Annotated in this window: 12 protein-coding genes, 1 tRNA gene and 1 pseudogene; 10 read left to right on the top strand and 4 right to left on the bottom strand. The window is 66.4% G+C overall.

All coding sequences use genetic code 11. The features are described 5' to 3' along the window. The 4 genes and pseudogenes from IE88_RS18670 to IE88_RS17170 all read left to right on the top strand — a co-directional run. Positions 1 to 432 (top strand): annotated as a pseudogene (locus IE88_RS18670) (hypothetical protein); the annotation flags it as partial. Then, positions 432 to 668, top strand: a complete 237-nt coding sequence (locus IE88_RS18090; protein WP_156032420.1) for a hypothetical protein — start codon at positions 432 to 434, stop codon at positions 666 to 668. The pseudogene IE88_RS18670 and the gene IE88_RS18090, both read left to right, overlap by 1 nt. Before the next feature lie 5 nt (positions 669 to 673). After that, a complete protein-coding gene (locus IE88_RS18085) occupies positions 674 to 1,060 on the top strand; it encodes a hypothetical protein (protein WP_156032419.1) in 387 nt (128 codons plus the stop codon). A gap of 114 nt (positions 1,061 to 1,174) precedes the next feature. Further along, positions 1,175 to 1,741 carry a DUF2726 domain-containing protein gene (locus tag IE88_RS17170; protein WP_031551578.1) on the top strand — a complete coding sequence of 189 codons (567 nt, stop codon included), beginning with the start codon at positions 1,175 to 1,177 and terminating at the stop codon, positions 1,739 to 1,741. Positions 1,742 to 2,728: 987 nt separating this feature from the next. On the opposite strand, the gene IE88_RS0105960 is transcribed toward IE88_RS17170, so the two are convergent. Further along, a complete protein-coding gene (locus tag IE88_RS0105960) occupies positions 2,729 to 3,163 on the bottom strand; it encodes an FKBP-type peptidyl-prolyl cis-trans isomerase (RefSeq protein WP_031551575.1) in 435 nt (144 codons plus the stop codon). A gap of 151 nt (positions 3,164 to 3,314) precedes the next feature. Here IE88_RS0105960 and IE88_RS0105955 point away from each other — a divergent pair, with 151 nt between their 5' ends. The 3 genes from IE88_RS0105955 to IE88_RS0105945 are packed head-to-tail and all read left to right on the top strand — an operon-like array spanning position 3,315 to position 6,745. Then, a complete protein-coding gene (locus IE88_RS0105955; protein WP_156032417.1) occupies positions 3,315 to 4,199 on the top strand; it encodes a sulfotransferase domain-containing protein in 885 nt (294 codons plus the stop codon). Between the two features lie 60 nt (positions 4,200 to 4,259). Next, positions 4,260 to 5,603: an alpha/beta hydrolase family protein gene (locus tag IE88_RS0105950; RefSeq protein WP_036766650.1), complete on the top strand. Its 1,344-nt coding sequence runs from the start codon at positions 4,260 to 4,262 to the stop codon at positions 5,601 to 5,603. A gap of 59 nt (positions 5,604 to 5,662) precedes the next feature. Further along, positions 5,663 to 6,745 (top strand): App1 family protein, encoded by a 1,083-nt coding sequence (locus IE88_RS0105945; RefSeq protein WP_051881558.1) that lies wholly within the window; start codon positions 5,663 to 5,665, stop codon positions 6,743 to 6,745. Positions 6,746 to 6,748: 3 nt separating this feature from the next. On the opposite strand, the gene acs is transcribed toward IE88_RS0105945, so the two are convergent. Further along, complete coding sequence (gene acs / locus IE88_RS0105940) at positions 6,749 to 8,632, bottom strand: acetate--CoA ligase (RefSeq protein ID WP_036766648.1); 1,884 nt, start codon at positions 8,630 to 8,632, stop codon at positions 6,749 to 6,751. Positions 8,633 to 8,897: 265 nt separating this feature from the next. On the opposite strand from acs, the gene IE88_RS0105935 reads away from it, so the two are divergent. Together IE88_RS0105935 and IE88_RS16365 are read left to right on the top strand one after the other, a co-directional pair. Beyond that, entirely contained in the window at positions 8,898 to 9,251 is a 354-nt protein-coding gene (locus IE88_RS0105935) for a hypothetical protein (RefSeq protein ID WP_031551562.1), read from the top strand. Positions 9,252 to 9,282: 31 nt separating this feature from the next. After that, positions 9,283 to 11,109, top strand: coding sequence for a methyl-accepting chemotaxis protein (locus IE88_RS16365; protein WP_051881557.1), 1,827 nt, complete (start codon positions 9,283 to 9,285; stop codon positions 11,107 to 11,109). Between the two features lie 155 nt (positions 11,110 to 11,264). Here IE88_RS16365 and IE88_RS0105925 read toward each other — a convergent pair whose 3' ends face one another. Together IE88_RS0105925 and IE88_RS0105920 are read right to left on the bottom strand one after the other, a co-directional pair. Next, positions 11,265 to 12,572 carry a PDDEXK-like family protein gene (locus IE88_RS0105925; RefSeq protein ID WP_031551558.1) on the bottom strand — a complete coding sequence of 436 codons (1,308 nt, stop codon included), beginning with the start codon at positions 12,570 to 12,572 and terminating at the stop codon, positions 11,265 to 11,267. Between the two features lie 386 nt (positions 12,573 to 12,958). Further along, a tRNA-Phe gene (locus tag IE88_RS0105920) sits at positions 12,959 to 13,034 on the bottom strand. A gap of 69 nt (positions 13,035 to 13,103) precedes the next feature. Between IE88_RS0105920 and queF the strand changes: the two genes are divergently transcribed. Further along, complete coding sequence (gene queF, locus IE88_RS0105915) at positions 13,104 to 13,568, top strand: preQ(1) synthase (RefSeq protein WP_031551556.1); 465 nt, start codon at positions 13,104 to 13,106, stop codon at positions 13,566 to 13,568. Positions 13,569 to 13,594: the final 26 nt, after the last annotated feature.

Genomic DNA, 13,594 nt, shown 5'->3' with positions numbered 1-13,594 from the left:
GATTCAACTAGTGAAAGATACAATAGACTGTTTGCGGAGGATGATGGGGAGGAGGAAAAGGTCAGAATAAAACTGGCTCAGATGAACGAGGGAATAGAGTGTGGTGTAGAGATATTCCCTGAGAACAAATTCTGCCGAAAATTCACTGAAGATGGCTATGAAACTCGATTCAATCGAGCAATATTTGATGTGCTTGTTGGAAGCTTTTCGCGGCCAAGAATTAGGAAATGGGTGTTAGATAACCCTGAGGAGACTGTTCGTCTTTTCGAGGAAGTGTCGCGCGACACCGAATTCCGAAGGTCGGTGGAGACGACGACGAAGACGGTGGCCGCTACGCGGACTAGGTTCGAAAAGTGGTATGGAGCGTTAGCTAACGCTTCCGGTCTGGAGCTCAATATACCAGCAATCTCTCAGCCTAACACTGAACAGTAATGCACAAAGATACGGTGGCTTACGGGAAAATGATTTCCGGGCTGGAATCGATAAAAATTATGCTAGATGATGTTCCAGACCATACCTGCTCAACAGAGTTGCATCATCTACAGGTACAGTCCTTTATTTTTCTGTCCCATGCAGCGATGGAGCAATATATTGAAGAAATCGCTTTATGGTGTGCTGACGAGGCGATGAGTAAGCTTCATGACGGCAGCATCATAACTCGGCTATAGTGCACATGGTAGCATTCGAGGCCGTGGAGCAGGTTTCTGATAGTAAAGGGAGGAAGAAAGTCACAAGGTCAATCGCATCCGACTTAAAGTCTTTTTGTGAGGCAGCTTATAAGAACCTGAAGAAGGACATAGGCTCGAACAACGGGATAAAAGCAAAAGACCAAGCCTACCTATTAGAGAGGGTAGGGTTGCCCCCACACGAAGTCGATCTGCCAACCTCCAATGCGCTAGATGCATTCGGCATTAAACGCGGAAAAGTTGCACATTCACTCCGTATACGTACCGATGAGACCAAGAGTGCGATTCTGAACGATGTGAAGACGATTGCTGCGGGTCTGCGCTTGTTCGATGAAGCAGCTCTTGAGGTCACGCAACAACAGATGGCGCCTTGAGGTCACACCACTGCCGCTGTTTAGGGCAGGCGGCATTGTATTTGTCCTGCGCATGAACCACTGTGTAGCTGTGCCACAGTAGCGCCCACGTATCTGGTCACAGACGGGACACTCATGCTCGCACGCCTGTTCGCTATCCTCCGCTCGCTCTTCGGCGGACCCTCCTCACCTCCGGCCCCGCCCGTCCCCGAACCGGACGAGGCGCCTGACGACCCCCCGGAGGACGACCCGAAACCCGCCAAAACCACCGCCCTCGACCGCGTCCGGACCGCGCCGCTCTCGCTGACGCCGCTCTTCAACGGCGCTGAGCTGAAGACCCTCGCCGCCATCCGGCGGGAGGTGAAGGCGCTGGGCCTGCCTGCGCAGGTCTTCGGCCAGGTCGCCCTGCCGGAGGTGATTGATGCGGGCAGCCGTTACGACAAGGGCGGCGCCTATATCGCGATCGAGGGGCGCAGGCTCGACTTCCTCGTCACGGACAGGCTCTGCCGCCCTGTGCTCGCCATCGAATATGACGGCCCCCTTCATGAGGGCGCGAAGGCGCAGCGGCGGGACAAGATAAAGGACACCGCGCTCGCGCGGGCCGGGCTCCCCTGCCTCCGCCTTCGCCACACGCTGACCGAGGCCGAGCGGCAGGCCGCGCTGCGCGCGGCGCTGGAGGGGGCGTTCGGGGTGGCGGCGTAGGGCGGCTGCCCTGCACGGTGTCTGGCGGCTCTTGCGGCGTCGCGGCAGCCGCGTGGCGGCGGGGCCGCTTCGTGCGCCTGGCTCCGCCATCGCGCGCGGCTGCCGCGACGGCGTTCGCCGGGGGCGGGGTTCGGAGCGGGGCAGCCGCCCTACGGGGCTTGCGGGGAGGGCGCGCCTCACGGCCCGCCATTGCACCCCTTGCCTCTTTCCGAGATGGGCCCCGGCGCGGGGGGGCGGGGTGACAGCGGGTAGAGCTGGGCGTCACCCCGGCTGGAGCGCAGCGGAACGCCGGGGCCCATCTCGGAACAGCGGGCGCTGCTCGCGATGCGGCGGGCGGCGCGGACGCGGCACCGATGTCATGGTGGATCACGATCCACCCTACGCTTATCCCCGCCCTCTGTTCCTCCTGCATACTCACCCCTCGCGCCGGGAGAGGGCTGTGCGGGATCCATCACCGCTCTGCCCGGTGCCGCGGAGCCTGCGTGCCCGTCACTCGTGACGGGGATGGCACGCGCCGGGCGAGCTCCGGAGGGGCCCCGGCGAGAGGCTTGAAAGAGCCGAAAGGGCCTCGCGCCGCGCGCGGCGAGGGTGTGGGACGCCCGAACCGAGCCGACACAGTAACACAAGACCCTCCGTCGGCACGGAAGCCGCGCGCGGGACCCTCATCTTCTGCAAAACCGGCTCGGACGGATGATGACGCGTGCGCGGAGCGCAGAGAGCAGCGCCGATGGCACCGGCGTCATGGTGGATCATGATCCACCCTACAGGCCGCTCCGCGCCCGCCACCCACGCACCCCGCTCCCGCGGAGCGAGCGACGTCCAGGAGCGAGCCGGCGCTCCGCGCCGTCGCCGCAGGCGTCAGCACCAGGAATGCGCGACGTCCAGGAGCGAGCCGGGCCGCAAGGCCCGTCGCCGCAGGCGTCAGCCCATAAAAAAACCCGAGCGGGCCACGCCCACTCGGGTTTCCGCTAAGGCTCTGAATTCGCCTTACTTGATCTCGACCAGCTCCAGATCGAATTTCAGCTCGCGGCCCGCCAGCGGGTGGTTGGCGTCGAGCGTCACCGTGTCGGCGGTGGATTCTGCGACCGTGACGGGCAGGGTCTGGCCGTCCTGGGTCTGCATGGCGAGCTGGGTGCCGGGCTCGGTCGGGATGTCGTCGGGCAGCTGGGCGCGGGGCACGGACTGGATGCGCTGCTCGTCGCGCTCGCCATAGCCCTCTTCGGGGGCGACGGTGACCTGCTTCTGCTCGCCGACTTCCATGCCGGTGATGGCCTTTTCGAGGCCCGGGATGATCTGGCCCGCGCCGAGCTGGAATTCCAGCGGATCGCGGCCTTCGGAGCTGTCGAACTTGGCGCCGTTATCGGCGAAGGCGCCGGTATAGTTGATGCGGACGGTGTCGCCTGCCTGTGCTGCCTGGCTCATGACGTCTCTCTTTCTGTTCGCGTGTCCCCGGCAGGTGGGCACGACCTCGTGAGGCGCAAGGGGGGCGGGCGGCTTTGTGGCTGCGCATGAGGCTTCGGGCCGGAAAGAAGCCTGATAGGCTCTTTCCCGGGAAAGGGTTTCGGGGAAAGCGGTGTCCCAGGCACGCATGTTGCGATTGCTGGCCGATCCTGTCCGCACGGGCGGGATCGCGCGGCGCAAATTCGCGGTCTACGGGCTGCGCCGCCGCGCGGCGAGAGAGGCGGACGGCATTCTCGCCTCCTATCTCAAGGCGGGGCGGACCTGGACGCGCTATGCGCTGTCGCACTACCTCAACGCGCAATACGGCGCAGGGCTCTCGGTGGACATGCAGAGCACCTTCTCCCTGGTGCCGAATTTCGACGGCGACCCGGTGCGCGGCCTGCCCGCCTTTCGGCGCCTGCGGGAGGGGCGGAAGGACCTGCCGCTCCTGGCGGTGAGCCATCTTGGCTATCGCAGAGGCCGGTTCGGGCATGCGCCCGTCGTCTTCATGGTGCGCGACCCGCGCGACATGATGGTCTCGGCCTATTTCCACGCCACCCGGCACAAGCGCAATTTCGAGGGCGGCATCGATGCCTTCCTCGCCTCTGAAGATCTCGGCGTCCCCCGGCTCCTGCGCTATTATCGCGGCTGGGGCGAGGGGCTCTCCCGCCACGCCCATCTCGTCCTGCGCTATGAGGACATGAAGGCCGACACCGCCGGGGCACTGGGCGAGGTGATCGGCTTTCTCGGCTGGCCCGTGGACGAGGCGCGGATCGCGCAGGCGGCGGAGGCGAGCGCCTTCGACCGCATGCGCGAACAGGAGCTGCGAACCGGCCTGCCGGGGCACAGCTACGACCGGAGCGAGGAGAGCAGCCTGCGCACCCGCAAGGGCCAGGTCGGCGGCTTTGCCGGCCACCTCTCGCCCGAGCAGGCGAACGGGATTCTCGAGGCGCTGAAGGCGGGCCTGCCCGCAGAGGCGCACCGCCGCCTGCGCCTGGACAGCTATCCCTCCGGCTGACACTGGCCGCCGGACGGCACGCTGGCTAGCCTCGCCCGTCGGCAGGAGGAGGAGCGGGCCATGCGGATGGGAAGAGGCGTCCTAGCGGCGGCGCTGATGCTCGGTGCCCTGCCTGCGGCGGCGCAGGAGGCGGCGTGCCCGGCGGGCGAGCCGCTGTCGGCGGAGGCGGATCACCGCCGCATGATGGACACGCTCGGCATCGAGGCCCTGCGCCCGGGCCGCAACGGCATGGACCCCGACGCTCCGAACGCCGCCAATTACGACGAGGCGGCCTCGAACCCTTATCCCCGCCTGCCGCCGCTGCTGGTAGACGAGGAGGGCGAGGCGGTCGGGGCTGAGGACTGGGGGAAGCGGCGCGAAGAGCTGATCGCGCTTTTCGACCGGGAGATATACGGCCGCGTGCCGGAGGACGTGCCGCCCGTGCACTGGGTCGTCATCTCGGAGGAGGCGGCGGAGATCGGCGGCATTCCCGCCCTCATCCGGACCTATGAGGGGCGGGTGGACAATTCGGCCTGTCCCGGCATCGAGGTGACGCTCGATCTGACACTTACTCTGCCTGCCGAGGCGGAAGGGCCGGTGCCGGCGGTGCTCAGCCTCGTCTTCCGCCTGCCGCCCGGGGTCGAGCTGCCGGAGGGCATGCGGCCCCAAGGGCCGAGCGCGACGGAGCGGGTTCTCTCTCGCGGCTGGGCCCATGCCGAGCTCGTGCCGACCTCGGTTCAGCCGGACAGGGGCGATGGCCTCTCCCGCGGGATCATCGGCCTTGCGAACAGGGGCCGGCCCCGCACGCAGGACCAGTGGGGCGCCCTGCGCGCCTGGGCGTGGGGCGCGAGCCGGGCGCTCGATGCCCTTGAGGCCGCCCCGGCGGTGGACGGAGACCGCGTCGCGATCGAAGGGCTGTCCCGCTACGGCAAGGCGGTGCTGGTCGCCATGGCCTATGACACCCGCTTCGCCGCCGGTTTCAGCGGCTCTTCGGGGGAGGGCGGCGGCTCGCTCTATCGCCGCGACAATGGCGAGACGCTGGAGAACCTCGCGAGCTCCGGCGAGTATCATTGGATGGCGGGGAATTTCCTGCGCTATGCGGGGCCTTTGGGCTGGGACGATCTGCCGGTCGACGCGCACGGCCTGATCGCGCTGTCGGCCCCGCGCCCGCTCTTCGTCGGGACGGGCAGTGCCGATCAGGGCGATGCCTGGGTCGATCCGCGCGGCATCTTCCTCGCGGCGCGGGCGGCGAGCCCCGTCTGGACGCTTCTCGGCGAGGAGGGGGTGGCGGACATCCTCTATAAAGGGGCGGGCACGGAAGATTTGGGCGGCACGCTCGCCTTCCGCCAGCATGGAGGGGGGCACACGAACGGGCCGAACTGGGAAGCCTTCCTCGACTTCGCGGAGCGCCACTTCGCTGACTAGCGGACTGGCCGCTCGCTCCTGCGGACTTATCCTCCCAGGTTTGCGGCGAGGGTAAGCGGATGAAGGTGCTGGACAGAGCGGGCGGCTATGCGGTGCGGGGCATCGCGGCGGCGGAGAGCGGGCTCGATGCCCTGCGCTACCGGCTGCTCGGACGAAGGCCCCCGGATTGCGTGCAGATCCTGCCTTATGCGGGCTACCGGAACGCGCAGCGCCTGTTCCTTTCGGGGCGGGTGATTCATGGGCGCCGGGCGGTGGCCGCGGGAAAGGGAACATTGTCCCGCATGCGGACGATGCTCGACATCTACGAAAGCGACGAGGTGCCGGGCGTCCGGCTCGCGGTCGAAGTCGCAGGCGAGCGGCACAAGGTCGTGACGGACGAAGAGGGCTATTTCGTGCTGGAACTCGACGGGATAAGCCGCCCTCTGCCGCCGCGCACCCGCTGGGAGACGGCGCGCATCAGCGCCCTCGATCTTCAAACCGAGGAAGCCGATTACGACCTCCCCGTCCTCGCGCCGGGCAGCGAAAAGACGCTCGGCGTCATCTCCGACATCGACGACACGATCATCGAGACCGGCGCGACCAACTTCCTCAGGAACTGGCGCCGCGTCCTGGTGGAGCGGCCCGAGGAGCGCCTCGCCGTTCCTGGCGCCCCGGAGCTCTATGCGCGGCTGGCCCTGCGCGAGGAGGCGCCGGAGAACCCGGTCTTCTACGTCTCCTCGAGCCCGTGGAACCTCTACGGCTTCATCCGCCGGTTCATGGATCACAACGGCATCCCCCACGGGCCGATGTTCCTCAAGGATTACGGCATCACGGAGAACACGCTGATTTCCTCCGGCCACGTCGCTCACAAGATCGAAGCGGTGGAGCGGATCCTGTCCTTCTACCCGGGCTTCCGCTTCCTCCTCCTCGGCGATGACGGCCAGAAGGACCCGCAGGTCTATGCGCAGGTGGTGCGCGATTATCCGGATTCGGTTGCGGGTGTCTTCATCCGCGACGTCGCCGGGAACGGGCGTTCTGGGCAGAACGCGGACCACCTCGCCGAAATCGAGGAGGCGGGGGTGCCCGTCTGGCTCGGCGAGACGATGGAGCAGGCCGCGGGAGCGGCGGAGGAAATCGGCGTGCTGAAGGCGGTCGCCAGCTGATGCTCACTTGCCCGGCTCGAAGCGCTGCGCGTCCTCGATCAGGGCGTCGACGACTTCGGGCTCCGCGAGCGTCGAGGTGTCGCCGAGCTGGCCGGGCTGTCCTTCCGCGATCTTGCGCAGGATGCGGCGCATGATCTTGCCAGAGCGGGTCTTGGGAAGACCCGGCGCGACCTGGATGCGGTCGGGCGTCGCGACGGGGCCGATCTCGGTCCGGATACGGGCCTTGAGCTCGGCCACCAGATCCTCGCCTCCGGCCCTTCCTTCCTTGAGGACGACATAGCAGTGCACGCCCTGCCCCTTCACGTCATGGGGGTAGCCCGTGACCGCCGCCTCGGCGACGGCCTCATGGGCGACGAGGGCGCTCTCGATCTCGGCGGTGCCCATGCGGTGCCCGGAGACGTTTAGGACATCGTCGACCCGGCCGGTGATCCAGTAATCCCCGTCCTCATCGCGGCGCGCCCCGTCGCCGGTGAAATAGCGGCCCGGATAGGTCGAGAAATAGGTCTGCGCGAAGCGCTCGTGATCGCCCCAGACCGTGCGCGCCTGCCCCGGCCAGGAGCGGGTGAGGACGAGATTGCCCTCGGCCGCCCCCTCCACAACGCCGCCCTCCGCATCCACGAGCGCGGCTTCGATACCGGGCAGGGGCCGGGTGGCCGCGCCCGGCTTCTCCATCGGGTCGCCGGGCAGGGGGCTGATCATGATGCCGCCGGTCTCGGTCTGCCACCACGTATCCATGATCGGGCAGCGGCCTTCCCCGGCGACGTCGCGGTACCAGCGCCAGGCTTCGGGATTGATCGGTTCGCCGACCGAGCCGAGCAGGCGCAGCGAGGAGCGGTCATGCCGCTTCACGTGCTCGTCGCTCTCCCGCATCAGCGCGCGGACCACCGTGGGCGCGGTGTAGAGGACGGTGACGCCGTGCCGCTCGACCACCTGCCAGATCCGGCCCGCATCGGGATAGGTCGGCACGCCCTCATACATCAGGGTCGTGCAGCCATTGGCGAGCGGTCCGTAGACGATATAGCTGTGCCCGGTGATCCACCCGACATCCGCCGCGCACCAATAGACGTCCCGCTCGGGGGAGATATCGAAGACGAGGCCGTGGGTGTAGCTCGCATAGACCATGTAGCCGCCGGTCGTGTGCACCACGCCCTTCGGCTTTCCGGTCGAGCCGGAGGTATAGAGGATGAAGAGCGGGTCCTCGGCCGCCATGGGCTCGGGCGGGCAGTCCGCCGGCACTTCCTCGCGCCCCTCATGCCACCAGATGTCCCGGCCCGGCTCGAAGCCGACCGCTCCGCCCGTCACCTTCACCGTCAGGACGAGGCGGACCCCGGACGCCCTCTTCAGCGCCGCGTCGACATTCGCCTTGAGCGCGATCGTCCTGCCGCCGCGCCGGCCCTCATCGGCGGTGATGACCGCGGTCGCGCCGCAGTCCTCGATCCGGCTTGCCAGCGCTTCGGGGCTGAAGCCGCCGAAGACGACCGAATGGATCGCTCCGATCCGCGCGCAGGCGAGCATGGCATAGGCGGCCTCCGGCACCATCGGCATGTAGAGGATGACGCGGTCGCCCTTGCTCACGCCGCGCGCCTTGAGGACATTCGCCATGCGGCAGACCTCCTCGTGGGCCTGCGCATAGGAGATGGCCTGGGAGGTGCCGGGCTCGTCGCCCTCCCAGAGGATCGCGGTGCGGTCGCCATGCCCGGCCAGATGACGATCGAGGCACTGCACAGAGGCGTTGAGCACACCGTCCGAGAACCAGCGGATCGACAGGTCGTCGGCCGCCCAGGACCACTCGCCCGCGACGCTCGGCGCCTTGTCCCAGTCGAGCCGCTTCGATTGGTCCAGCCAGAACTCGTCTGGATCGGTGACGGTGCGCTCGGTCCGGGTCATGGCGTCTCCTGAAGGTCCTGTCCGCAGCGAGACTAGACCCGATCCGGATCGGGACAATATCGCTCCGCAGGCCGCGCCTCGCGATTCGCGTACTCGGTTCACGATGTCTCAAGACAAGTGCTCGATAGGTATCACGAGCGGGAGAGCAGAGGTCCCGCTCAATTTAGATAGCGTCGCGATGGCAGGGCAAAGCCGAACGCGGTGCAGGGGCAGGGCGCAGGCACAGATGTCGATCTCGGATCGTGCACGGGAAACGGAGTCGCGGATGCTGCGCAATGCAGCTCCGGCAAGGTCCGCGCCTGCGCGAGCGGCCGGGCCGGCGAAGACGAGGCTGCCCGCTCTCGTCCTGCTCTTCTCGGCCTGGGCGATGACGATTTCGCTGCCCTTTCTGACCATGCCCGGAGAGGGAACGATCCTCGTCGTCTTCAACCCTTTCTCCAGCCATGCCGATGCGCTTCAGAGCCTCGTCGATACGGGGCTCTACCCGCTCGAGCGGCGCGGGAGGTTCACCTATCTCGCCCATGCCGGCGAGGGGTGGAACGCCGCTTCCAGCCTTCGCAAGAGCGGCGCCATCCTGACGATCGGCGTCGACGACTTCTTCCTCTGTTCTCGTTCATGACATCCTGGGTTGTACGCTGGAGAAAACCACGATGACTGCTTCGGTTTCCACTGAGGGCTCGATCGGCGACTTTCGTGCCGGAGCGCAGAAGGTCGCTCTTGGCTGCCTCGCGAGCTATCTCGTCGTCCTTCCGCTCGCCGCCTTGGCCGTGGCGCCGGAGAAAACGCTGACGGTCCTGATCGTGGCGGGCGCTCTTCTGGGCGGGACTTTCGGCCTCGTGCGGACGGCCCGGCCCTCCACCCTGACCCGGGCAGCCGTGGCCGTCTCTCTGGTATTGGGGCCCGCGATCGCCCTTTATGTCTTCGAGGGCCATCCCTGGCAGCTCGACATGCACATGACGTTCTTCGCGGCGCTCGCGCTGACCGCGCTGATGTGCGACGGCCGCGCCGTCATGGCGGGCGCGGCCGCGACGGCGGTGCACCATCTCGGCCTGAACTTCATCCTGCCGCAGCTGGTCTTCCCCGAAGGCGCCGACACCATGAGGGTCCTGATCCACGCAGTCGTGCTGGTGGCCGAATGCGGGGCCCTCGTCTGGCTCTGCGAGCAGCTCGCCCGCGCGCTGAACCTGGCCGATGCCAAGGTCGCCGAGGTGCAAGAGCAGATCGTCAAGATCGAGGAGCTGTCCGAGCGCCAGCTCGCCGAGCAGCGGCAAAGAGCCGAAGCGGAGGCCGAGCAGGAGCGCCTGCGCCAGGCCGAGCGCGAGCGCGAGGCGGCGCGGGCCGTCGAAGCACGCGAGAAGGAAGCCGCCGCCGCCATCGCCGAGCAGGAGCGCCAGGCCGCCGCCGCGGCCGAGCAGGCCGCGCAGGCAGAGGCGCAGGCCGTGGTCGTCGAGGAGCTCGCAAGAGGGCTCAAGCAGCTCGCCGCCGGCGATCTCACCCACCGGATCAGAACGCAGTTCACCGGCGATTACGAGCATCTGCGCGTCGACTTCAACGAGGCCGTCCAGGACATCGAGGAGGCGATCCAGGCCATCGTGCAGAACACGCACGGCATGGAATCGCGGGTTCTCGAGATCAAGAACTCCTCAGACGAGCTGGCCCGCCGCACCGAGACCCAAGCCGCGACGCTGGAGGAGTCCGCCGCGGCGCTGAACGAGGCGACCAAATCGGTGGACGAGACAGCCACCGGCGCGGAAAGCGCCAACAAGGCGGTCGCGGAGGCCTGCACGCTGGCAGGCGAGAGCAACACGGTCGTCAGCGAGGCGGTCGGCGCGATGGCGAAGATCGAGAAGTCCTCGGCCGAGGTTTCGCAGATCCTCGGCGTCATCGACGAGATCGCCTTCCAGACGAACCTCCTCGCGCTCAATGCGGGCGTCGAGGCGGCCCGGGCCGGCGATGCGGGACGCGGCTTCGCCGTCGTCGCCTCCGAGGTCCGGGCTCTCGCGCAGCGCTCCTCGGAGGCGGCGAAGGAGATCAAGACGCTGATCTCGGGCAGCTCGGAGCAGGTCGCGACCGGCGTCGACCTCGTCGGCCGTGCGGGCGAGTCCCTCAGCCGCATCCTGGACAGCATGAAGGAGGTCGAGAAGCTCGTCTCCACGATCTCCGATTCCGCGCGGGAGCAGGCTCACGGCCTGTCGGAGATCAACACCGCGGTCACCGAGATGGACTCGATCACGCAGCGCAACGCGGCCATGGTCGAGGAGGCGACGGCGGCCACTCACGCCCTTTCCGACGATGCCCAGGAACTCGTGCGGCGGGTCTCGCATTTCCGGACGCGAAGGGCGGCTCAGCCCGCCGCGAGGGAGAAGCCGGCCGCCACGCCGGTCGCCGCGCAGCAGGAGCGGATCGCGAAATTCGCCAGCGCCACGCGCGGCAACACGGCCCTCAAGGCCGACGAGGACAACTGGGAAGACTTCTGAGGCGCCCGGGCGGCCGGTCGGTAACGATCGGCCGCTTTCGCCCAAAGCGAATGGCGAAACGGCAGGCCTCGGCCCGCTCTCAACATCGCTGCTGCAGGCTTGGCTCGCAAGATGTCCTGCCGGACGCATTGCAGGTGGCCGCAGAAGGGGACCGATTACAGAGCCTCATCCCGCGCCTCGGCGAACCCCGCCAGAACTTGTGCAACGGCGTCCATTTCCGGACGAAAACGCTTCAGCAGCGTCAGCGCGGCGTTCGTCAGAGCATCGGCATCCTGCACGTCTTCGACGCTTTCCTTGTTTCGCTTGAAGAAGCGCGAATACTGACGGCCTTCGACCGTCGCCCCCTTGCTGAAGGCGATTCGTAGCTTCGAGTCACTCGTCGAGAGCGCCGCGATCCGCTCGATCATGTCTGTGCGGACGGGGTGGTCCGCGATCGGGCCGACTTCAGCCACGAGTGAGAGACGTCCCCCGACCCCGTCATTGGCAGTCGAGAGTTCGAGAAAGCAGATAACCGGCAGGCCGGCCCACCAGTTCTCACAGCCTGCCCAAGGCTGGGTATCTTCCTCCAGCGCGCCCAGCCACGCGTCAGGCAGAAACGCGAAATAGCGGCTGCTAAGTGAAACGAAGCGATAGGGGCGCTCCTGCATCTCGAATGCGTCGAACCGATCCGGCCGTTCGCTCCAGAAGCTGTCCGCGGCCAGAGCGAGGTCCGATGCCGTGCCGTGCTCGATCACGAAGTCCAGCACGCGCTTGTTTTCGCGATAGAGCTGGCGCGCCAGCTCCTCCATGTCTTGTTGCTGCGTGCTCACCCCAGTCGCCTCCGCGAGAATGTCGGCATAGTGTTTGAGAAACATCCCGACTTCGGGTCCGAGCCGTGCGTCGCTGCTATCGAGCACCCGGCTGACCAAGCTGTAGACAAGTTCATAGCTCGCGGTCAGATAGCGCTCATCCTCCGGCTCTTCTTCATTCAGCGTAAGGAATATACCCCGTGTCGCCACGCCGCCGAGGCGGCCCTCGTGAAATCGCACGGCGTCATCAAGATAGCGCTCCAGCTGGCCGCTATGCTGCGTGCTGCCGAACTTGTTCTCGATGACGAAGGCCCAGCCATGGCCAGGGCTGCGCACGAAGACGTCGATGTTCCTCCACTCACGGCGCACTTCGGCATCAGTAAGGTCACTGCGCGCGATATCAAGCGCGTCCGGTTTTCCGCGCGCAGACTGGCCGCGGAACACCTCGCAGAGGAAGTCCTTCAGGAACTGGTCGCCGAGAGAATGGGTCTCAGCCGGGTCGAGCAGCCAGGCCAAGACCGCGGAGTGGCGAATCTCCATCCGCTTGATGTTCATCACGCTGAGCGGATTGAAGCGGCTCAGATGCGCCTTGATCCGGATCATGTCCGGGTTGCCGACAAAGACGGCTTCCAGTTCTTCCACGCTTGGAACATTGGCGGCGGAGGCATCGGTCATACCGTCAGATATCTCCGAACTGGCGTGGCGTCAGCATAATGTGCTCGATCGATCCGGTCTGGAGGCCGAGCTAATATGTCTTGGAGAGTTCGCAAAGCCCAAGCGCATCTGGCCGAGCTTGGAGCCGTTCGATCAAACCTGCAGGTGCAGGCCATGTCCTTCGGACAAGCGGTACTGTCTGTCCGCCGGTTTGGCGTTTCCGATCTTCGCAGCCGACAGCTGCACCGGGTATCACCTCCGCCCCGCTGGCCGCGCTACCCGGTCAGATACCCGGGAAGCAGTCGGTTCTCAGGGCACAAAGGTGAACGTTATCGGACGATCTTCAAGCGCAAAGCCGCATAGATGCTGGCTTATCAGCCTTCGCTGCATCGTGCTGGAGGAGGAAATGGTGCCCAGAGATGGATTCGAACCACCGACACGCGGAGCTTCAATCCGCTGCTCTACCAACTGAGCTATCTGGGCGCCGGTGGGTCCTTTACGGAAAGCGGGAGGGGCTGTCCACCCGGTTTTTGGGCCGGTAAGAGGCGCGGCATGACCGACAGTTCTTCGCCTTCGGGCACCCGCCTGGGACAGGCTACGGCGCTGCCCGCTTCGCCCGGGGAGGCGCGGCTCGACCCCGTGCCGAACCCGCATCCGGACACGCTCTATCTCGCGCGCTTCGTGGCGCCCGAATTCACCTCTCTCTGCCCGGTGACGGGGCAGCCGGATTTCGCGCATCTCGTCATCGACTATGCGCCGGACAGGCATCTGGTGGAGTCGAAATCCTTCAAGCTGCTGCTCGGCAGCTACCGCAATCACGGCGCCTTCCACGAGGATTGCACCGTCGATATCGGCAAGAGGATCGTCGAGGCAGCCAGCCCGCGCTGGCTGCGCATCTGCGGCTACTGGTATCCGCGCGGCGGCATTCCGATCGACGTCTTCTGGCAGACGGGCAGCCCGCCTGAAGGGCTCTATGTCCCCGATCCGGGCGTCTCGCCCTATCGGGGTCGGGGCTGACCGCATTGCGCCTTGCCGGCGTCCCG

It is taken from the genome of Parvularcula oceani (genome assembly GCF_000733125.1).
Taxonomy (GTDB): domain Bacteria; phylum Pseudomonadota; class Alphaproteobacteria; order Caulobacterales; family Parvularculaceae; genus Parvularcula; species Parvularcula oceani.
Note: the sequence above shows the minus strand (reverse complement) of the source record. Positions and strands in the feature narration are given on the sequence as shown.